The organism is Anaerotignum propionicum DSM 1682 (assembly GCF_001561955.1).
Taxonomy (GTDB): Bacteria; Bacillota; Clostridia; order Lachnospirales; family Anaerotignaceae; genus Chakrabartyella; species Chakrabartyella propionicum.
In genome coordinates, this window is sequence record NZ_CP014223.1 from 2178514 (window position 1) to 2201002 (window position 22489).

Genomic DNA, 22489 nt, shown 5'->3' on the forward strand with positions numbered 1-22489 from the left:
ATATGATACAAAAGTTCAATCATTATTTTTTATATCAAAATTTAAGGAGGCTATCTTCATGTTAACTTCTATCGTTGGAACCAACTGGGGAGATGAGGGCAAAGGTCGTATGGTTGACCTGCTTTCACATGATTATGATATTGTTTGCAGATATCAGGGCGGTAATAACGCCGGGCATACCGTAATTAACCATTTAGGAAAATTTGTTTTAAATCTTCTTCCTTCCGGCATTTTGCGGGAAGATGTAGTAAACATCATGGGAAATGGCATGGCTATTGACCTTGAGCATCTTTATCATGAGGTTGACCGCTTGAAAAGCGCCGGCGTAAAAATCACAGCCGAGAACCTGAAAATCAGTGACAAGGCCATCATTTGCCTACCTTATCATAAGCTATTGGATTGCTTGGAGGAGGATCGCCTAGGGGATGCCAAGTTTGGCTCAACCCGTAGAGGTATCTCCCCAGTTTACGGCGATAAATATATGAAAAAATGCTTACGTATGGGTGATTTGCTCCATCCTGAAACTTATCCAGCTACACTCAAAAATCTGGTGGCTTATAAAAATCTGGTTATCGAAGGTGTTTATCATGCTGCCCCCGTTCAGTATGAAGAAGTTTTGCAGTGGTTGGATACCTTTGGTACGCCTTTCAAGGATAACATTATTGACACCGGCTTGTACATTACAGAGGCCGAAAAAGCAGGCAAGAAAATTATGTTTGAAGCGCAGTTAGGTGCACTGAGAGATATCGATTTTGGTATCTATCCTTTCACCTCTTCATCTTCAACCATTGCTGCCTATGCGCCTATTGGTGCAGGTGTTCCCAACTTGCAGTTGGATAGCGTTATCGGTATCATGAAGGCTTATTCCAGCTGCGTTGGTGAAGGTCCTTTTACCTGTGAAATGTTTGGTGCAGGGGCAGATGCCTTAAGAGAAGCCGGCGGAGAATATGGTGCTGCAACAGGCAGACCTCGTCGTGTAGGTCCCTTTGATGTTGTAGCAAGCCGTTACGGCATTCGTGTACAGGGATGTAGTGAAATCGCATTGACAAAAATGGACGTTTTATCTTATTTAGATGAAATTCCCGTATGCACAAAATATAAAATCAATGGAGAAGAAGTAACAGAATTCCCTTACTCCGCTGTTTTGAAAGATGCAGAACCCATTGTTGAAACCATAAAGGGTTGGAACTGTGATATCAGCGGATGCCGTAGTGTTGCAGATTTACCAAAAGAAGCTCTTGATTATGTCAAATATATTGAAGAAGCCGTTGGTTGCCCCATAAAGTATGTTTCCGTTGGAGCAGAAAGAGATGCATATATTACTATGTTTTAACAACTAAAAATTGAAAGGAGGAGCTTTATGAATCAGATATTGATTATAGCAGGAAAGGAGACGGAGAAAGAAAATTTGGTTGGCCTTTTGGACTACTATTCTTCGTCTCAAATTTTCTACGCTTCCAACAGCAAGCAGGCAAAAGAATTAATTGCTTCCGAAACACCTTCTCTCATTATCATAAATGCTCCTCTGCCAAGTGAATCCGCCCAGGATTTAGCGATTTTTATGACACAAAGAACAGATGCTTCTGTTGTATTGTTGCTACCTGAATCCTATAGAAACATAAAGGAATACAGCGGAGAAGACTACGGCATTCTTATTCTTTATAAGCCTTTTAAGCGTTCAGAATTTGAGCGCACTGTAAAATTTGCAATTGCTTTTGAAAATCGCATTGCAAAAATACAGGAAAAGAATAAAAAGCTTCAAAAGCAGCTTACTGAATTCCGTACTGTTCACAGGGCAAAATGTCTGTTAATTCAGCATCTGCACATGACTGAGCCTCAGGCCCATCGCTATATTGAAAAGCATGCCATGGATTGCAGACAAAGTAAGCTGGAAGTTGCAAACAATATTTTAAAATCTTATCACGAAATATAAACTTAAATGGCGATATCCAAGTAATTAGGGATGTCGCTGTTTTTTATTTCTTATACTAAATGTCCGTTGTTTTTTGTTGATAAGAATAAAATTTTGCAATATAATGTGTACAAGGACTTAAAGAACAAAGGTCAAGGAAGAAAATTTTTCTTTGCTCAATAGATTTGATATCAAATATGCAGAAAACTAAAATTTGAAAGTTCGCTTTTCTTATGAATTTATATGTATATAGACATTCATTAAATTAAGCAACGCTGAAAACCAAGTCCAATATTTTTGAAAAGAAGTGGCCTCAAAATTATAATATTCAGTAAAATTAAACATACCATTCCATGCAAAGAAGATTATAAAAATATGGCTTTAAAAGGTGAACATGTAAAAGTCCCTTCCGTGGAAGAAGTTTAACGTTTCTTACCATCTAAAATACACAAACGTTTTAGTTATTCACAAAGTTATCAGACACTTACTTGAATAAGTAAACAACAAAATCGGAGGAATACAATGCTAATTGATATCACGTTAAAAATCACACCAAAAATGGTTTTTGATGCTCAAGGGAATGAGAAAAAAGCTCTCTTTGGACACTTAGGAACCCATTTTGATGTGATGAACAAAGAGTTTCCTTTAGAATATATGGAGCGCAATGCAATTGTCTTTGATGTCAGCCAAATTGTAAATCGAGAAATTGAAACATTAGATATTGACTTAGAAAAGGTAAAATCAGAAATGTTTATTGCTTTTTACACTGGCTTTATTGAAAAAGTAGGCTACGGTAGCCATGCCTATTTTTCTGAGCATCCTCAGCTTTCTGTCGACTTAATTGAAGCATTGGTGGAAAAAGGTGTTTCTATCATTGGAATTGATTTTGCTGGGGTTCGCCGTGGGCAGGAGCATACCCCAATGGATCAATTTTGCGCCGAAAGAGGACTTTTCATAGTGGAAAACTTGTGTAATCTTTCAGATTTACTCAAGTATGGCATTTATTTTCAAGCCTATATATGCCCTATGAATTTTGCGGAAATGACAGGCTTACCTTGCCGTGTAGTTGCAAAGCTGTAAGAAGTGTTAATTTAAGCTCATACACTTACTATATATGTTCCCTTTCCATTTAAGGAGGGGCATTGTCAAGATTCCTATTCCATTCCTCCTCTTTACAGTACATAAAAAGGGACATCCTTAAATTCAATTGGATGTCCCTATCCTTATTTTACCCACTGGTTCTCAGCGCTTTACTGCTATATTTCATAATCAGCAGTTCCACAGCCCCTTCTTCAGCGGCTCGCCCTGTCTTTATGTCCAAATCCGTCTTCAAGCAATCCTCAAGAGCCATTTTCCATTCTTCCTTCGAAAAACGTTTTGCCTGTCTAACATATTCTTTTACAGCAAAATCTCTGATTTCCAGCTTCTGCCCAATTTCAACATAGGATAATCCATCTTCAAACAAAAGGGAACTGGTAAAAATCATTCGAAATTGCCTTGTAATCAAGGAAAGTACCATATAAGGCGATTCTTTTAAAAGTAATAAATTCCGATAAATGGATATAGCCTTTGCCGGCTTTTCCTCTGCTACGGCACGAACCAAATCAAACACCTTTGCCTCCAACGAGGGCGTGGTGACTTCCTTCACATCCTCTATTTCAATACTGCCTTGGTTACCTTTATAAGAAATTAGCTTTTGCAGCTCTCGTATGATATTTTCCATATCACTTTCAACGGTCTGAAGAAAGAACTGTATGACACTATTTTCAATGGAAACCCCATTTTTGGCACATTCTTTTTTCAACCAAGCTGTTAATTCCTTTTCAGTGGGCGTTTTAAACTCAACGGCTTCTCCATTTTTCGTTACAGCTTTGTAAAGGCGACTATTTTTTTCAACCTTTTCTTCTATAAAAAGAATGCACACGCTTTCAGGCAAATTTGAGAAATAGTCAAGCAATTTCTCCCCTTCCTCCTTAGCATTTCCTTTTTGAAAGAAACCACTGTTTTTAATGGTAATCAGTCGTTTTTCATTTAAAAAAGGTAATGTATCAGCAGCATCCATAATTGCGTCAGCACTTGCCCGCTTTTCCTCAAAAATATCGTGGTTCATCATTTCAGAACCGGAAGATAATATTGCATCCATAAGTGCCTTCTCATAATTTTTAATTAAATAGGTTTCGGAGCCATAAAATAGATAACAACTCAAAAACTCACCGTTTTTCCATTGTTTTTTTAATTCCTTCATAAACTGCCTCCCTTTCTGCAACAGCATCCAATTCATAGCTGCCCTTTGGAGATATTTCCGCTAAAATAGTTCCCTGCTTATCCGTTCGATAAACAGTGATCCTCTGTTCATTCACTCTATTTAATGTATCTTCATGGGGGTGACCATATCGATTCTCGTTGCCGCAGGATATGATACCCACCTGAGGGGCAACAGCCTCTAAAAAAGCTTCACAGCTTGAATTTTTTGAACCGTGATGTCCCAGTTTTAAAATTTGCGCCGAAACATCCACTCCTTTTGTAAGAAGAATTCTCTCGTCCTCCACTGCTGCATCTCCAGTGAACAAAATCTTTGTTCCACCATAGTCGTATTTTAAAACCAGTGATCCATGGTTATCATTTTCGCCAATAAATTTCACACCATCGGGAGGATAATAACAAGAAATCTCTCCGCGGTTCCCCCAATTTGATATGTCATTTTCCTTCACAGTATACAGCATAATTCCCTGTTTTTCCAATACTTCTTTTAAGAGATGCCATTTTTCCATATCAGAACAAGGATACTCCGACAGATATACGGCTTTTGTGGGTAAGCTTTGGCAAAGCTCAACAACGCCAATCATATGATCGGAATCAAAATGGGTTAAAAAAATTCCATCCAATTCCTTTACTCCCAGATATTCTAAATAAGGCTTTACTACTTTCATTCCCGAATTCTTCCCTATTTCCGTACCGAACCAGCCGCCGCCATCAATCACCACAGCTCTACCATCGTAAGTAGAAATAACCGTGGAATCCCCTTGTCCCACATCCAAAAAGGCGACGGTATTCTTATGAAAAATCATCCTATTCCCAAATGCAGAAAATCCCAAAGCAATCATTGCACAAAGGATGGCTTTTTCATTGCATAACTTCCTACCGTAAAAACTACACATATACAAAATAATATAATATATCGCAATGGTAAGCAGGGAAGGCGCTCCAATCAATAGATAGCCTCCGGGAACAGAAACCCCAATGGTGCATACTATTTGATAAAACTTTAAAATCCCGTAGGCTCCTCCTGCGGAAATTGCTGCTATGGGCGGAAAAATCAGCCCCCCTATCCCCGTTAAAAAAGCGAAGAAAAGCAAAGGAGCACAAAGAGGCAAAACCAGTAAATTTAAAAAAACGCCAATCAAAGAAATATGAAAAAAATGATATGCCACAAGGGGATAGCTAAACAGCGATGCATATAAAGAAAGAATGAAAGTTTTCTTCATTTTGCTCATAATATCTGTTTCGTTGGAAACAACCTGTAAACCCATCCAAATGCCCACCACAGTAATAAATGATAGCTGAAAACCTGCATTCCATAAATATAACGGCTGATAAAGTAAAAGAAAGAGGGCGGCAATAGCCACATTGTTCAACATATCACTTCTTCTAAAGAAAACCCGCCCAAGTAAAGCTACAGTAATCATAATGACCGCTCTAACTGAGGAAGGGGAAAATCCTGTAAAAATCAAAAAAAACAAGCAGCAGGCTATAGTGACCAATGACACTGTCCGCTTACTCTGCTTCAAGCATTTTTCCATAAGAAAATGAATCAAGAGCACAAAGATAGAAACGTGAAGACCTGAAACGCAGAGAATATGATTGATTCCAGCTTTTATGTATAAATCTCTGGTTTCTTGGTCTATATCATCCCTCTCCCCCGTTACCATTGCTTTTAGTATCCCACTTTCTCTCTGAGGTAGAACCGTATCGAACACAGCAAAGACCCGTTGTTTTATCTCTTGCAATTTCATAAAAAGATTTTTGTTTTCACCAATCTTCTCAATCATCTCAGGATACATTTTGTAATCAATACTCTTTGTCTTTAGATATAACCTCTCATCGTAACCACCAGGAACTGTTTTCCCTTCTAAGGGCAAAACCGCTCCTGTAATCAAAATTTCATCTCCAATTTGAAAGGAATTCTCTCCTGTCCAAATTGCATATAGTCCTACTGTCTTATTCTGCTCTTCTTGAAAAGGCAGCTGCAAACGCATAAACAGCTTTTGATTTCCTGAGGAAGTTTTCCCTTCCTCAAAAATTATCCCCTCATATTTGACAAAGTCTTGTCCCTCTAATCCTGAATAGGAGGGTTTCACAGCATCTCCTGCTAAAAAAAAGCCAAGGATCACCATTACAATAAATGTGCCTGCCATTTTTATGTTCTTTTTCATCACAAAATGTGAAATTAGTAGAAGAGAAAAAACGAAAAAAGCGAGGCATATCTCTTTAGATATACCTAGCCGCATATATATTCCACACATCATGAATATCAGTGCCCAAAGGGCCGGTCTTTTTATTTTCATAGCAATATCTTAACTTACCGTTTTTAAACTCTTAACAGCAACAAAAGGGGTGCTAAAATCAATATGGCCTTTGAAGGCCTCTACTTTTTCCCCCTCAATCAGAAATTGAACCTTTTTCACATTATCCAACTCTGAAAGAGAATTAACAATAGAGTAGATTGTAAGCAATTCTCCTGTTGAGCCTCCATTGTGTTTTGCAACAAATTCCTGACTTAAGTTTACATAGCAAACACCATCGCTGGTGGTGGTTATATCCATAATTTTTGTTTCAGTTGGTATCGTTGCGTAGTTGCCTTTTTCCTTAGGCCCCGCTATCAGCTGTTCTAATATTGTTTTTTCTCTTGGTTGATTTGCATTAACTTCAACTACCCGATCTTCCACTATCAAGTCTGTGGCATCGGCATTGGAGAAATATAATTTCAAAATAGCATATTCCGTTGTGGTAGCTGAAACAGAAGGATCAATCAATACATTCTCACGATTCATTTCCCCATAGACTTCGCCAGTTCTTGATTTCAGGGGTACACCCTCTACGGTAAACACCACAGAATTCAAAAACTTAAGGGAAGTCAGCGACCATACAATAGATGAGCGGCAAATCACTTCGTCCACACTGCTTAAGCCATAGTAAGCGGAATTAAAGTCTATCGTAGCAACATTTTCTGCGATGACAACAGAGTTTACTCCCAAAGCCGGAGGAATCGTAGGTTTAATTCCATCTGACTTCACTCCAGCTCTTAAATCCTCCAAAATTGCATGGATCATATCAACCTCAGACCCCGTCTGGATATCTATTTCCGTTGCTTTCATTTTTCCATTGGCACTCATATAGTAAAGCTCAGTGGTACTTTCCCCATCATCAAAGAATTGTTCCTTTAAAAATAAACCCACTGAAACGATAACCAGTAAAGCCATCCCTACAATTACAATAATAGAAATTACTTTTTTTAGTTTTGCCAAAATCCATCCTCCTTCTTAGCTTTCTATAAAAAGGCCTTATTACAAATTTTATGATACATTTTGACGTATCGGAATTCGCACCAATATGGTAGTACCTTCATCCTCCTTGCTGTAAACCTTTATGCTCCCATTGTGCATCATAATTGTACTATGGGTGATAGAAAGTCCCAAACCCGTGCCTCCTGTTTCTCTATCTCGAGTTTTGTCTACACGGTAAAATCTCTCAAAAACTCTGGCTACCTCATCATCAGGAATACCAATTCCTGTATCTGCCACACTAATAAAAACATTTTGATGATCTGCATCCAGTTTCATTTCCACTTCACCGCCCTCAGGCGTATATTTAATTGCATTATCAACTAAATTTGCAACAGCTAAGGTCAGCTTCATTTCATCTACTGTGGCTGTGATATCTTTTACTTTTTCATAACGAATGTGGATATTTTTTTCTTTTGCCAAGGGAAGAAGCCTCTTGATAATCCCCTCCAGCATCTCATTCAAATCCAATTCTTTAAAGTTCAAAGGAACCTCTTTTTGATCCAGTTTAACCAAAGTCAAAAGATCATTAATAATTGCCGCCATTCTATCAACCTCGGAATTAATATCATGGAGAAATTCAACATACATTTCTTTCGGCACATCCTCTTGCAGTAAGATGGATTCGCTTAAAACCTTAATAGAGCTTAGCGGCGTTTTTAATTCATGAGAAACATTAGAAACAAACTGCTGTCTTGTAGACTCCACCTTCTCAAGCTGATCCGCCATTTGATTACATGCCAAGGCCAAATCCACCATTTCATTATGAATTTGAGAATGCACCTGAACCCTTTGTTCAAAATGGCCCTCAGACATTTTTTGAATGACTTTGATCAGCTTCTTGATTGGCTCTGTAAAAATTTGAGACATAATAATCATGATGATTATCACAATAATGGCAAGGCCTGCCAAAAGCAAGTTACCCTTCTTTGCAATATTGCTTACAGTCACCGAAATATCACTCAAATCATCAGAAACCAAAACCACACCCACACGGCTGTTGTTGCTTCCGGAAATGGAAACTGCCGCATAGACCACGCCATCCTCCTGCACTCTGGCAATATCCTTATTCCCTAAAGCCTCTATGACTTCGGAGATGAAAACCGTCTTTCCAACTTCACTGTAACCGGTATCATACACTACCAAGCAAGAGGAATCTAATACCAAAACTCGAAAATCATTTTGATGGCTCATCTCTAGCATGGTCTCTTCCAATGAATCCCGATCATCCTTATTAAACATATAATCATGGGAGGTTATCTGCCCGGAGATCACATTTGCCTCGCTGAGTAATTCCTTTTTCCGTTCTTCAATAAAATAATCCTGTACGGAATGTAGTATAGTACTTGCAATTAAAAGCAGAGGAACAATACCTACCACAACGTAGGTGGCCAAGAGAATCCAACGCAAGCTAAGAAAATGAGGTTTCTTCTCTTTCCGTTCAGGTTGTTTACTCTTAATTAAAATAATAACCAACTCCCCATTTTGTAAAAATGTATTTGGGTTCACTGGGATTTGCTTCAATTTTCTCCCTTAGTCGACGGACATGAACATCAACCGTACGCACATCCCCCGGGTAGTCATAACCCCATACAGTATCTAGCAGCTTTTCCCGGCTGTAAACTTTCCCGGGATTCTCCATCAAAAGCTCCAATAAATCAAATTCCTTGGCTGTAAGATTAATTTCTTTGCCTTGAATAAACACACGGCGGCTATCATAAGAAAGTTCCAAGTCCCTTGCCTTTAAAATATTCTTGGCAACACCCTCCGCGGGACCTTTCTTCACACTACGGCGTAAAATAGCTTTGATTCTCGCCTTCAACTCCAAAATATTAAAGGGTTTTGTAATATAGTCATCCGCACCATACTCCAATCCCATAATTTTATCCATATCTTCGCCTTTTGCCGTAACCATAATGATAGGCACCTGAGAAAACTCTCTTACCTGCTGGCAAACCTGCAACCCATCCATTTTGGGCAACATTACGTCCAATACAATCAAATCAAAGCTGGAGGATTTAATCAACTGCAAGGCTTCCTCGCCATCATAGGCAGGGGTAACCTCCATACCATCTTGCTCCAAAGAGAACTTTATACCTTTTACAATGAGTTTTTCATCATCCACAACCAAAACATGAAATGCCATAAGAACCTCCTATTTATTCAGCTATAATATACTCTTTCATGGCATTCAGCTTTTTGATGCCAATTCCGGGGACATTTATCATTTCCTCTGTACCATGAAAAAGTCCGTTTTTTTCTCGATAAGTTATGATTTCCTTTGCAAGCTTTTTCCCCACACCGGGCAAAGACTCCAAGGTTTCTTGGTTAGCCGTATTAATGTTAATTGCCCCAATTGTGCCCGGTAAAAAAAGCTTGTACTCCCCAGTCCATCTGGTCTCCAATTCCTCCACCGTAACGGCAGAGCCCATACACAAAGATTTTCCTCCTTTTATTGAAAGAAAAATCAGAGTAATTGCAAAAACCAGAACAATTGCAAAAAGAATTTGTAATCCTTTTTTCTTGAGAGATAAATCTTCCATTTTTTTATCCAATTTTTATAAAAACCCCTTTTGTCTTGCACCTTAATTTGTTATAATTGGAAAGTATGTATAAAACAAAATGAATTCAATGGGATTTCATTATGATATACACCCTTACAAACATTTATATTTTATCACAAAATCAGGGAGCAAACACAAGTAATTATACTTTTTACCGCATCAAAATTACAAATTAAAACAGATACTTAATTCTCTCCCTAAGTCTTTTTATTCTAACACAAAAATCCCAAAAGTTAAAGTTATATAGGAGATGTCAATGAAACAATCATTTTTAATATTTATTCTATCCTTGTCTCTAACTATGCCATGCTTTTCTGCCTTTGGCGAAACAATACAAGGGGATAGCCCAACAAACCCAGTAACAACTGAAACCATAAAAGCCCCTGAGTTAAACGCAGAGGCTGCCATCCTTATGGATGCAACCACAGGGGAAATATTATATGAAAAAAATAGTAAGAGCAAAATGTATCCCGCCAGCATTACAAAAATTATGACTGTGCTATTAGCCTTGGAAAAAGGAAATCTAAACGACACCATTACATTTTCCCATGATGCTGTTTACAGTATAGAACCCGGCAGTGCCCATATTGCCATGCAAGAGGGCGAGCAGATTACCTTGGAACAAGCCTTATATGGCATATTGCTCCGATCTGCCAACGAAGTGGCCAATGCCGTCGGGGAATACGTGGATGGATCCATCCCTGCCTTTGCCCAGCACATGACCCAACGTGCAAAGGAATTAGGCTGTGAATCAACAAATTTTTTGAATGCAAATGGTCTTTTTGATGAAAACCATTATACCACTGCCTACGACATGGCTTGCATCGCCAGAGAACTATTAAAGCAAGAAGCCTATCAAAAAATGATGAGCAATACTTATTATGAAATCCCACCAACAAATAAGCAAACAGAAACCCGTTATCTTCATGGACAGCATCAAATGCTTAACCCAAAATCCATTTACTACTATGAATATGCCACCGGAGGAAAAACAGGTTATACCTGGGAAGCACTTAATACACTGGTTACCTTTGCAAAAAAGGGAGATACCCAGCTCATCGCTGTTGTATTAAAATGTAAGGGTGCCGAGCACTATGTAGATTCAAAAACTTTATTTGAATACGGTTTCTCGAATTTTCAAACTGTAAAGGTTTTTTCTGCCCGAGATTACATAAAGACTGTAAATGTGGTGGAAACCTACAAAAATAAAACAACCACCTTGGGTAGTATTCAGGTTGTACCAAAGGAAGACGTTTATAAGACCATTGCGGCTAACACAACACTGTCAGACCTCAAAATTGATGTCAACTGCCCAGAAACGATTGATGCTCCTATTTCAGAGGGACAAGAAATAGGTACCATTACAGCAAAAACAGGAAAAGATACTATAACCACATCCTTTGTAGCTCAATCAGCTGTAGCCGCAACCTCTGAAGAAGCTCGTTTAACACAAGAAAAAGAATCAAAAGTGAAACTTCTTAAAACAATAGGTACCATTTCATTAGGGATTCTTCTATCATGCCTAATTGTCTTTGCAATGACACGTACTATCGGCCATTTGAAAAGAAAAAGGAGAAAAAGACTGCGTACTTTGCGCAGAAAAAAATATAGAAGATAGGTTTTTATTTCAATATTGAATAAATTTTGATGATTTTGATGAATTTTTCTTGTAACAACCGAAATTCATTTATTTCATTTTTACAGTTAACATCAGTAAACCGGTTAGCGGTTACATTTCCAATGGTGCCTTGAAAATAACGCCTGTCAAAACATTCTAAAAATGTGAAATACCCTATACAGGGTATTTTTTGCTTTATCCTTTTGGAGAAACACATATTCATTCTATACAAAATACACTCACAAGAATTAGACACCAGACATTGGTATTTCCACATGAAATACAGTTCATTATTCATATTGCAAAAGATATAATAAAGCGCACAAAAAAGGGCAGATAATCTGCCCTTAAAATTTTTCCAACTATAGAATTATCTAATTACACGTCTTGCTGTAACATATGTATTTGCGCTATAGCTGCTGCTTAAAGAAGTGGTTGTTACGCCATAAGCCGCACCATCTGTTGAGTGAATATAATTACCATCACCCATATAAATTCCAACATGAGAGATTCCGCTGTTGCCGCCTGTATTAAAGAAAACCAAATCTCCCGCCTGCAAATCAGACTTGGAAACCTCAACTCCATTAGAAACCATGGAGTAAGAAGATCTATTCAGATTGATTCCATAATTTTTCATAACTGCATAAACAAAACCGGAGCAATCTACGCCTTTAGAAAGATTTGTTCCACCCCAAACATAAGGTGTACCAATGTACTGCTTAGCAAAAGAAACAACCTCTGCACCTTTGGAAGAATCCTTGGATCTGGTGGTGCGTTCGCCTTTACGTACAGAAAGGAATTCTGAACTAACATAACCCTTTACACCATCATCCGTTACAACTCTAACCCAGTCTTGTCCAACACGATCAACATTCACTTCCGCACCATAAGGCAATACTTCTAAAACAATGGAAATCATAGATGCCTCTTTACGAAGCTTAACGCCTGATGAGGAAGTAACCACACCATAGGTATCCTCTATTTCCTGTCCTGCATTTTCTGTAGCTGCGGATGCAACGGAAGTAATTTTAGTTAAAAGATCTCCTGAGATATAATCCTTGCTAACATAGGCAGTTTCTCCATCAAGCTCAATGCGATACCAATCGCCGCTTTGACCAGTAACAACTACCTCTTGTCCTTCCTTTAACTTGCCTAAGGAATCTGCCGAAGCCGAAGGTGCCTTTCTAACATTAATGCTGCTGCCTGTAGCCACTGCATCTGTTTTTGTCAATTCAAAGTAGTCAGCAGAAACAAAAGCGTTCTCACCTTCATAAGAGATTTGATACCAGTCTCCACTTTTTCCAACCACCGTATACTCAGAGCCTTTATCTATTTTCCCAACAACATCAGCCCCAGCATTCGCTTCTTTTCTAACATTTACAGCAGAATCGGTAGCTTGTCCCGCATCTGCAGCAAAAGCCACTGTGGAAGCAGCCATAATCATTGATGTTGTAATACAAACATGCTTTAACGCCTTGGTAATTATCATAACAGATTCTCCTCCGTAGTCATCAAATCAAATTGTTACATAATTGTTAACTTAAGTATAAAGAATATTAAGAAAATTGTCAACTGTAATTCTCCATAATTATGTAATTTTTTAAATAAAAACCATAAATATGATAGGTTTCATGGGGTTTTCCTTACTTTCAAAATTTATCTACACAATGTGATAAAGTTCTTTAAAAAGTACAATAAATTCTTAATATCTTCTAAAGGACTGTTGAAAAACAAAAAAGACCACCGAAATGTGATGGTCTTTTTCTTCCGTATAGACAGTCTTTTTATAAATACTTACAAGCAAATTTTTGTTTTTAACCCATGTTAGTCAGAAAAATAGATTTTATAGTAATTCTAAACTAATTTCCAATGATTCGTTTCTGCCTGAATTCGCACCATGTTCTGATAAATCCCCTGTACTGCAAGCAAATCTTCCGGCTTTCCTTGTTGCGCAACATAACCACCATCTAGTACTACAATTTTATCGGCACCCGCAACCGTGCGCATACGATGGGCGATAATTAAAACAGTCTTTTTCTGAATCAGGCGAGAAAGAGACTCTTGAATTTTAGATTCATTCTCCACATCAAGGGAAGCCGTAGCCTCATCCAGTAAAATGATAGGGGCATCCTTTAAAAATGCACGGGCAATGGAAATGCGCTGCCTTTCTCCTCCTGAAAGCTCTGAGCCATTTTCGCCTATTAAGGTGTTCCAGCCTTGGGGCAGTTTATTAGCAAATTCATCACAATGGGCAAGCTTTGCTGCGGCGATCACCTCATCATCTGTTGCATTCATCCGACCGATGCGGATATTTTCCAAAATAGAATTATTAAACAATGTTACATCCTGAAAAACAATAGAATATAGAGTCATGAGGCATTCAGGGTCAATTTCAGAAATGTCCATTCCACCCACTGTAATCTTACCCTTCGTGATATCCCAAAACCGTGAAGCAAGTCTTGACACCGTTGTTTTCCCGCCACCGGAAGGTCCAATTAAAGCTGCTACCTCCCCTTGCTTTGCAGTAAAGGAGATATCTTGAAGCACCTGCTCCTTCTGAAGGTATCCAAAACCTACATGGTCAAATTCAATATCATAGCCTTTATTGCTCAAGCGGTCAATTCCTGTTTGAATGGGATGGGATAAAATTTCATTCATCCGATCGCATTGAACATTTGTGGCAATCATAGCCGCCAGATTTTGCAAAGCTAACTGCATTGGATCATAGATCCTAGATACCACTAATAAAAACATAAAAAAGGTCAAAATATCAAGGCTTCCCTCTGTCAACAAAAATCCTCCCACCAAAGCTACCGTGGCAATACCCAGTTTTAAAACCATTTGTGCTGATGCCACAAAAACAGCAGTACCAAGCTCTGTAATAATGGAACGTTTTTCTACGGCCTTAATCTTTTTATTTAATCCTTTTAGATATATTTCTTCCGCATTATTTGCCCGCAAATCCCTTACAGATTCCAAACACTCCTGAATGCCATCAGCACATGCCATTTTCACAGCCATCTCTTTAACCCCTAAGGAATGCTGTACCTTCGATGAAAACAGCACTATAAGAAAAGCAACAGGAAGTACCCAAAGAGCTGCCACGGCCATAGTCCAGTTAATAAAGAACAGGCTGATTGCAACTAAAATTGTAGAAACAATTGCCCCAATTAATTGAGGAATCCAATGGGATGATGCCGTTTCCAGCGAAGCACAATCCGCCATAATTGTGCTGGTCAAATCACTCAAATCCTTTTTCCCAAAGAAGGATAATGGCATTTTTCTCAGTTTTTCAGCCAGTGTGATTCGTCTTTTTCCGCTTTCCACATATGTTGCAAGAAATGTAGTGTTGTATTGAAAATAAGTGGTTCCAAAAATCAGTATCAAGCAAATGATTGATCCTGCAATATAAAACGCCCTTCTTCCATCAGGCACCCCTCCTTGCATCAAATCGGAAGTAAGATAATAGAGCAAGGAAATGGGAAGCATTAGCGCTATATTGGAAAAAATGCAAGTGACACAGGCTTTTAGCATATCTTTCGCTCCAACTTCAGAGAGGGCATATTTATGCTGTAAATACTTAATCATTGATAACACCTACCTTCCATTGAGCGGCACGGTTATATTCCTGCCACATTTGTGCGTAAAGAACGGAATCATTCATAAGTTCATCATGGCTACCGGACTCGCAAATTTTACCGTCCTTCAAAACAAAAATACGATGGGCATTGGTAACAGTGGAAAGTCGATGGGCAATCATAATCACAGTTTTCCCTTTTGACAATTCAGAAAAGGCTTTCTGAACCTTTGCTTCATTATCAGGATCAGCAAATGCTGTTGCCTCATCCAAAATTAAGATAGGAGCATTTTTCAGCATAACCCTTGCAATGGAAATGCGCTGTTGCTCTCCACCGGAAAGATACACACCCTTTGCACCAATCACAGTATCAATTCCATTAGGCAACTTCTCAATAATATCATCACATTGTGCCGCATGAAGCGCCTTTAATACCGCTTCTCTGGTAGCGTCTGGTCTTCCCATGAGCACATTATCCAGTATCGAAGCCTTCAAAAGACGGCTATCCTGAAATACGAAGGAAACCGCATCCATCAAATCTTTTTTCCCGATCTCCTTCACATTCACGCCACCAACACAAACCTCCCCTTCCTTTACATCCCAAAACCTTGCAATGATGCTGGCTAGCGTGGTTTTTCCTCCACCGGAAGGCCCTACAAAAGCAACAACCTCCCCACTGGCAATGTTCAAGTTGATTCCATCCAAGACATTTCTCTTGGAATCCTTATAACGGAAGGATACATCCCGTAGGGAAATAGAATTGTTTTTTGGATGCTTAGGAATTTTAGCCTCTATCAGGGGTTGTAGATCCATGACACTTTCAATACGCTGTAACGCATCTGCAACCACCATTTTATTTTCACTTGCATACATAATCTTGTTCAAAGTGACTGTGATAATTGGTGTAATAATGATATAAAAAAGTAGATTTAGCAGAAATTCATTTGTTACGCCACAGGATGTAAAAAATAATGCCCCACCAATTAAAACGGCAAAAACCCCATTGATTGCTGTGGTATAGCAAAGCATGGGCAGGCGCAACTCCTTTGTATAAGACAATACCCATTTTTCATAGTTTTCAATGGAAGCTTTGAAGCGTTTGAAGGAGAAAACCGACTGCCCAAAGGTTTTTACAACGGGAATACCACGTACATATTCCACTGCTTCGTTAGACATTTGGTCTAGGGCATTTTGATATTCCTCCATTCTGCCTTTCATAGATGGTCCGGCCATCAGTCCCATAATTACAAAAGAAAGTACAATAGGAATTAAACTTAAAAGACCCAGCCTCCAATCGAAATACAATAAAAGAAACAATAGACCCAATGGAGTTGCTACGGCACCAAAGGTATCCGGCAATTGATGTGCCAAAAAAGATTCTGTTGCCGCACTGGATTCATTGATAATTTTACGTATTTTGCCACTGCCGATACCGTCCATAAACCCTAGGGGTAAGGTAGTTATATGCCCCATGGCTTGGGAGCGAATATTGGATTGTACCCGAAATGCGGCAATATGAGAGCTCATTAATGCGCCAATATAAATAACCATAGACAAAGCCGCAAATAAAACAGCCATCCAACCATTATGTACCAAATTGATAGCTTGATTAAAATTTGGTGCAACCTCCAATACCTCTTTGATGAACTTCCATATATAAACAAATGGAAGAAGTGCCACCAGTGCACTGGCGGCAGATAATACCCAAGATAGAATTGTTAGGTATTTAAAATTCCCTGCATATTCAAATAGTTTTGAAATATCTGATTGCTTTTTCATTTCTAACCCTCTTTCCTAAGATTAGTCATAACTAACCTAAAATGTATATTAGACGCCTTTCGGCGTCACTTGTATTATCTTAAATTAATCCTGCTTAAAAATCCGCTCCATTTGTGTTATTTATAACTCCAAATGGGCAATTTTCATTCTTTATCAGATAAACAAAACAACATACCCACAAGTTCAGAATCAAAATAAATAAGCTTATTGATACAAGCTATAGAAATATTTCAAATCACATAATAGTCAAAGAAATTATTTCGTCTTAATTCTCAACATAAACAGCACCAAAATGCAAAATATCTTCCTCAACATGGGTATTTCGATATTCATTTGGAGTCATCCCAATCACATTTTTAAAAGCACCCGCAAATTTGCTCCCATTATCATAACCGCATTTTCCTGCTATTTCCAAAACTGTACTCTCAGTCTGTCGTAACAGCAAAGCCGCAACCTGCATTTTCTGCCTTCGAATAAAAGAATATATAGAAACGCCGTAAACATCTTTAAAGCTTTTTTTCAAGGTGGTCTGAGATACATGAAATATCTCCCCAAGCTCCGTAATGGTAATATGACTCTCCATATGCTCTGTCAAATAATTGCATACATTTTTCGCCAGATTTACACTGGATCTTTTTACACTTCGTTTGCAAATCTCATTCTGGGAAGTATCCTCATAATGAAATAAATGTAATAACAGCTCTAACACCTTAATTTTAAAAAAACCTTTGCGAATGCTGATGGGAACAGAATATAATTCCCAAAATAAATGCTCTAATTGCGCTGTGGGGCGGGCAATGAAACAAAAGCTGTCATTGCAGAACTTTTCCCCCAATTCCTTGGGAGAAACATTAATATCCTCCAAAATGCAATTCAGATTTTCTGGAGCTCTATCAAGATCAATCAAAACAGAAACCCCATGATAATGACTGAGGGGAAAATAAGATTCATGGGGTGATTCATGTTTTACATTCAGGGAAAAATCTCCTTTTGTTAAATAGAAATAATCTTCATGAAATGTAAACTCAATACGCCCTTCACGACAATGATTAATTTCTATATAATTTCCTCTGGGTGCACGCTCAACATAACATCTTCTGGCATGAACGTCGTTATAGATTAGTTCAACTCCCGGAAATATTTGATAGCTTGTCATGAGCACATCCCCTGATTTATCTGTCAACTTATACACAATTTGCTCTTCTGAGCGAGATACAATCTGCACAGAACGGCCATACAAGTTTTTTTCTCTTTCTGTGGCAGTCATGTCTTTCACCTTCCAATCCCCTTCCAACAATATTATAATCTTTTAGATATCTTCCAAACAAAAGGAAACCTTATTCCACAGCAAATTTCTTTAATAATTAGTTTAAGCTAACTCATTTCCATGTTACCCCCTATCTATAATAATGTCAAGAACTCCAAACTATGCAATTCTTAATTACTATACGCCAAACTATGGTTTATTTTATTTCTTCATAAACGCAAGGTAAAAGCTGAACCATAGCAAATGATATGTGCCGTGGCTCAGCTTTTGACTACAAAACAGTGTATTTTCAAAATGAATGAAGATTATGCCCTTTTAATAGCTCTTTGAATTAAATGATTTTAAATTGAAAAAAAGCCAAAATTATCTACTAAAATAGCTCACAAAACAATTTACACTCTCATTTGCAAATCTTTAGAACGGATAATTTTAATTTGTAACCTAATTTAAATCGAGAAATTCCATCCAGCTTAGATTTTTCTAAATAACACTTTTAATCCCACAATCAATGTGCTTTATGAACTTAGGATATACATTACGCCTAGCCCCTTTATTAGATATAAAAACATATTTATACAGTTAGTTTATGTTAACCAATAACAAATGAAAATAACAAAGGGTCGTAAAATGAGTTTTTTGCCGAAGCATACTGCTTTTTAAAATGCTAGATTTGATTCAGAGTTCATTTTTTTATAGAATTTGAATCATCTTTTTGCAGATAAATATTTAACCCTTTTTTCCAGGGTGTGGAATTGCCCAGCTTTGCAATATACCTTGAAGATCAATATACTCAATTTTTACACTGAGGCTGGCATTCTCACTTGGCAATGCTCCTTCTGGGAAAGAAATGACCAGACCATTGGGGGAAAGAAAAATATATTCATCCTTAAATGTTTTCTCCATCTCTGTTAAGAGAACTTTATCATCAATTTTCAAAGCATTCAGCAATCGCTTTTTACTCTCACTTTGCGAATATACGAATAAATCCCAAATACTTAGTTGCTCACCCGTACTTTTATCGAATATGGCACTCAATAGAATATCTTGTGCTTCCCTGTTTTCACGAACCAATGTTACAGAAGTATCAAAGCATACAATATTATTGCTTGTACAAGAAAAAAAGCTATCTTGACTAATAAAAAAGTGGTCAAATGTTTTCCCTGTTTTTTTGCAGCTTAAATAATAAGTATAGGCTTTTTCTAATTCTCCTTGAATATCATATAACAATCCCTGTTTTTGATAAAAAGTTGATACTGCCTTTTGAACCTTTTCACTTAGATATAGAGAACTGGAATTCTTTATTCCTTCTTGATTTTCTTCAACAGGAACACTGGGTTCTGCTACCATCAATAGGATTGTGCCATCCGAAAGTTTATATACATCTCGACCAATACGTTCCATCCGCCACAAATTAACATTTGATCCATCTTTGAATAAATAGACATTTTCCTGCTTCAATGTCAAAAGCTCCGCTTCTTTCTTCGAATCACTGCCACAACCGAAAAGTAATACGCAACTTATTAAAACGATTAATGTTACTTTATTCTCCTTCATACGATCTCCACCCTTAAAGATTTGTAAATCACTATAATTATCTTATCATAATTTCAAAAAAATGTCATTCACTCTGATAAATCAGATAAATGACATTCATAGGAACTCTTCAAATTAAGTTTAATACAATTATTTTACTTTTTAGATAAAACAAAGCACTTTAGGAAGTAACAATTTGTGATTTTACCTAAATTAGTACCATCAAATGCTGCGAATAACCATCATACAAAGAAATCTGGCATTCGCACGCTATACTCTCATAATCCAATGGGTATAGAATTTGCTTCTAAATTTTTACCCAAATCTTTTTTAGCTAAATCGCCCATGGAACGTGCATCAAAAATTTCCCTCAAACAAAAAAGTTCTTCCATAAAAGTGTAATCAAACTTCAAAGAGCCGTTCCTTTTTTGGGTATAAACAGACGAGAAATGTCCACACCCTCTAATTCAAGCAATTTAATTTTAGTTTGAATACCCCCTGCGTACCCTGTTAAACTACCATTGAAACCCACAACTCTGTGGCAAGGAATAATGATAGAAATAGGATTATGTCCAACTGCTCCGCCCACTGCTTGATTTGCCATTTGGCTTTTCTTCATCTTCACTGCCATTTTCTTGGCAATTTCGCCATAGGTAATCACCTCACCATAAGGTATCTCACATAAAAAAGACCATACAATTTGCCGAAATTCTCCACCTATGGGTGCCAAGGGCAACTCAGAAATCAGGGGTTTTTCACCTGAAAAATATCGATCTAGCCATTTTCTAACCCCTTCAAAAATAGGCATGTCCTCCTTTTCAGTCATCTGTTGAGCTATGGTTCCACCAAAATATTTTTGCCCCTCGTTCCATAATCCAACAAGATTGTGTTCGTCACACGCCATGGTAATCATACCAACAGGGGACATATATGTCGTTGCGTAATACATAGTGTACCTCCTTACAGTGAATTCCAAAGGTTAATCGTTGCGTAGCTGCGCCAGGGGCGCCAGATTTCAGCCATTTTTAATATTTCTTTTGAAGTATAAGGCTGTAATGCTTTTTTTACACCAGCATCAGTTTCAAGAAAAGCATCAGGCCATTCCATGGCTCGCATACCAATATATTGGGCTGTCCAGCTTCCAATGCCTTGAATATCCATCAGCTTTTTCATTTCATCCTCCGGTTGGTGGCAATAGGTAAAATTAATTTCTCCCTGTGTAATTTTCCGCGCGAGTTCAAGAATTGTTCTGGAACGAGTGCCTATAACACCCAGTGGACCAAAATGAGTTTCGATAGGTCCCTCCAGTGCCAATATCCCTTCAGGAGAAGGAAAAACATGAGTTAAACCCTCTATTCCAGTTTGAATCGGTGTACCATAATGACGAACCAATCTAGCTGCCAATGTACTGGCTGACTTGACACTAATCTGCTGTCCAAGTACCGCTCGCACTGCCATCTCGAAAGCATTGAAACACCCGGGCACACGGGTTCCTGCAACACAAAGTCCGGGGCGGATGTCGTTCATAACCTTCAGTGTTTCATACACTGCTTCCGGATTGCAATATAAGTCAAATAAATGCCGTATCCTAGCTAAAACCATAGGAAGTACTGGCAATAAAGATTCACTTACAGTAACACTTATTGCATTCTTTTTTGTCTTATGCCCCACCCGTATCCAGCCGCTCGCATACATCCCCTCTGCATTTTTCAAATGAACAGTGCGCATATATTCGTCATTCTTTACCACCTCAATACCTTCAATTGCCCGCCCTGCCAAGAATTTCAGCATTTCTTCCCAACGATAAGGCGGGCGATACCCTAACGCTAAGGTAATTTCGCCATTTCTTTGACTTTCTGCTACAGCCTGTTTTCTTAATGATGTAGGGGTAAGCTGATAATGCTTTTTGAAAACATCATTAAACCGCCTTAGGCTTCCAAACCAGACGCCAATGCAACATCTAATACATTTAGATTTGTGTCAGTAAGTAAATTTTTAGCAAGCAACAGCCTACATGTCTGAAGATACTGAAGAGGGGTCACATTATATTCTTTTGTAAACACTCTGCGTAAATGTCGATCCGTACAACCAAGCAGCCCGGCAATTTCCTCTAAACGATCTCCGGTTCCACATTTTTCTTCTAACACTCTTGCCGCCTTGTGTGCCAGCATAGCTGTAGCGTCAGTTATGGAGGTTCCCGGTGCAAGTTCGGGTCTACATAAAAGGCAAGGACGGTATCCCTCTTGTTCAGCTTGTGCTGCAGTAGCATAAAAGGTGCAGTTCGCTTCTTTTGGTTGCCGAGCCCGACATACAGGGCGGCAGTATATGCCCGTGGAAGAAATACCTACAAAAAAACGTCCATCAAAACGTGAATCCTTTGCTACAAATGCGGCATAAAGAGCGCTATCCTTTTCTGGCATACATGCTCGCCTCCTTATTTCAAATTATAGACTTCTTCATTCATAATATCCAGCCATTTTCGGACATGCTTTAATAATGTTTTACTCCAACCCTTAAGAATCATATCCAAGTACCCTATATAATAACTTTATCAATAAATAAGGATACTAGGCAATTGTTCCTGCTTCGCAGTTTAAACTAAAAACACAGCAAAGTACCTCGAGCTGTAAACGGGGGGTAATTGCTGTGTTTTATTAATGTATATCTTTATTATAAAA

At 38.2% G+C, this 22489-nt stretch carries 19 protein-coding genes; 5 read left to right on the top strand and 14 right to left on the bottom strand.

From position 1 onward, the window contains the following. The first annotated feature begins 58 nt into the window (after positions 1-58). From CPRO_RS10140 to CPRO_RS10150, 3 genes are all read left to right on the top strand, one after another. Positions 59-1333, top strand: a complete 1275-nt coding sequence (locus CPRO_RS10140; RefSeq protein WP_066051261.1) for an adenylosuccinate synthase — start codon at positions 59-61, stop codon at positions 1331-1333. A gap of 27 nt (positions 1334-1360) precedes the next feature. Further along, the gene (locus tag CPRO_RS10145; protein ID WP_066051265.1) at positions 1361-1933 is read left to right on the top strand and encodes an ANTAR domain-containing response regulator; all 573 of its coding nucleotides are present in this window, start codon (positions 1361-1363) and stop codon (positions 1931-1933) included. Positions 1934-2434: 501 nt separating this feature from the next. Further along, positions 2435-2992, top strand: a complete 558-nt coding sequence (locus tag CPRO_RS10150) for a cyclase family protein (protein ID WP_066051268.1) — start codon at positions 2435-2437, stop codon at positions 2990-2992. Positions 2993-3140: 148 nt separating this feature from the next. On the opposite strand, the gene holA is transcribed toward CPRO_RS10150, so the two are convergent. The 6 genes from holA to CPRO_RS10180 are packed head-to-tail and all read right to left on the bottom strand — an operon-like array spanning position 3141 to position 9905. After that, entirely contained in the window at positions 3141-4157 is a 1017-nt protein-coding gene (gene holA, locus CPRO_RS10155) for a DNA polymerase III subunit delta (RefSeq protein ID WP_066051272.1), read from the bottom strand. Continuing rightward, a complete protein-coding gene (locus CPRO_RS10160; RefSeq protein ID WP_072743659.1) occupies positions 4123-6477 on the bottom strand; it encodes a DNA internalization-related competence protein ComEC/Rec2 in 2355 nt (784 codons plus the stop codon). The genes holA and CPRO_RS10160 overlap by 35 nt, the downstream gene beginning before the upstream one ends. A gap of 9 nt (positions 6478-6486) precedes the next feature. Continuing rightward, entirely contained in the window at positions 6487-7437 is a 951-nt protein-coding gene (locus tag CPRO_RS10165; protein WP_066051278.1) for a GerMN domain-containing protein, read from the bottom strand. 48 nt (positions 7438-7485) lie between these two features. Beyond that, complete coding sequence (locus CPRO_RS10170) at positions 7486-8982, bottom strand: sensor histidine kinase (RefSeq protein ID WP_082754323.1); 1497 nt, start codon at positions 8980-8982, stop codon at positions 7486-7488. After that, a complete protein-coding gene (locus CPRO_RS10175; RefSeq protein WP_066051280.1) occupies positions 8930-9619 on the bottom strand; it encodes a response regulator transcription factor in 690 nt (229 codons plus the stop codon). The genes CPRO_RS10170 and CPRO_RS10175 overlap by 53 nt, the downstream gene beginning before the upstream one ends. Before the next feature lie 13 nt (positions 9620-9632). Beyond that, entirely contained in the window at positions 9633-9905 is a 273-nt protein-coding gene (locus CPRO_RS10180; protein WP_066053947.1) for a ComEA family DNA-binding protein, read from the bottom strand. A gap of 388 nt (positions 9906-10293) precedes the next feature. On the opposite strand from CPRO_RS10180, the gene CPRO_RS10185 reads away from it, so the two are divergent. Then, positions 10294-11655 carry a D-alanyl-D-alanine carboxypeptidase family protein gene (locus CPRO_RS10185; RefSeq protein WP_066051282.1) on the top strand — a complete coding sequence of 454 codons (1362 nt, stop codon included), beginning with the start codon at positions 10294-10296 and terminating at the stop codon, positions 11653-11655. A 370-nt stretch (positions 11656-12025) separates the two neighbouring features. Here the strand turns inward: CPRO_RS10185 and CPRO_RS10190 are convergent, their stop codons facing one another. From CPRO_RS10190 to CPRO_RS10210, 5 genes are all read right to left on the bottom strand, one after another. Continuing rightward, positions 12026-13144, bottom strand: coding sequence for a C40 family peptidase (locus CPRO_RS10190; protein WP_066051287.1), 1119 nt, complete (start codon positions 13142-13144; stop codon positions 12026-12028). A 365-nt stretch (positions 13145-13509) separates the two neighbouring features. Further along, positions 13510-15243, bottom strand: a complete 1734-nt coding sequence (locus CPRO_RS10195; RefSeq protein WP_066051290.1) for an ABC transporter ATP-binding protein — start codon at positions 15241-15243, stop codon at positions 13510-13512. Continuing rightward, positions 15236-17011 carry an ABC transporter ATP-binding protein gene (locus CPRO_RS10200; RefSeq protein ID WP_066051293.1) on the bottom strand — a complete coding sequence of 592 codons (1776 nt, stop codon included), beginning with the start codon at positions 17009-17011 and terminating at the stop codon, positions 15236-15238. Before CPRO_RS10200 ends, CPRO_RS10195 begins: the two co-directional genes overlap by 8 nt. A gap of 265 nt (positions 17012-17276) precedes the next feature. Then, a complete protein-coding gene (locus tag CPRO_RS10205; protein WP_066053952.1) occupies positions 17277-18278 on the bottom strand; it encodes a helix-turn-helix transcriptional regulator in 1002 nt (333 codons plus the stop codon). Positions 18279-19004: 726 nt separating this feature from the next. Then, positions 19005-19832: a hypothetical protein gene (locus tag CPRO_RS10210; protein ID WP_066051295.1), complete on the bottom strand. Its 828-nt coding sequence runs from the start codon at positions 19830-19832 to the stop codon at positions 19005-19007. Positions 19833-20009: 177 nt separating this feature from the next. Between CPRO_RS10210 and CPRO_RS15505 the strand changes: the two genes are divergently transcribed. Beyond that, entirely contained in the window at positions 20010-20213 is a 204-nt protein-coding gene (locus CPRO_RS15505) for a hypothetical protein (protein ID WP_159430675.1), read from the top strand. A 7-nt stretch (positions 20214-20220) separates the two neighbouring features. On the opposite strand, the gene CPRO_RS10215 is transcribed toward CPRO_RS15505, so the two are convergent. From CPRO_RS10215 to CPRO_RS15810, 3 genes are read right to left on the bottom strand one after another with little or no spacing between them, the layout of a single operon-like run. After that, positions 20221-20760 carry a methylated-DNA--[protein]-cysteine S-methyltransferase gene (locus CPRO_RS10215; protein ID WP_066051297.1) on the bottom strand — a complete coding sequence of 180 codons (540 nt, stop codon included), beginning with the start codon at positions 20758-20760 and terminating at the stop codon, positions 20221-20223. Between the two features lie 11 nt (positions 20761-20771). Further along, positions 20772-21776 (bottom strand): AlkA N-terminal domain-containing protein, encoded by a 1005-nt coding sequence (locus tag CPRO_RS15805; protein WP_066051301.1) that lies wholly within the window; start codon positions 21774-21776, stop codon positions 20772-20774. Then, entirely contained in the window at positions 21740-22231 is a 492-nt protein-coding gene (locus tag CPRO_RS15810) for a bifunctional transcriptional activator/DNA repair enzyme AdaA (RefSeq protein ID WP_066051303.1), read from the bottom strand. Before CPRO_RS15810 ends, CPRO_RS15805 begins: the two co-directional genes overlap by 37 nt. Positions 22232-22489: the final 258 nt, after the last annotated feature.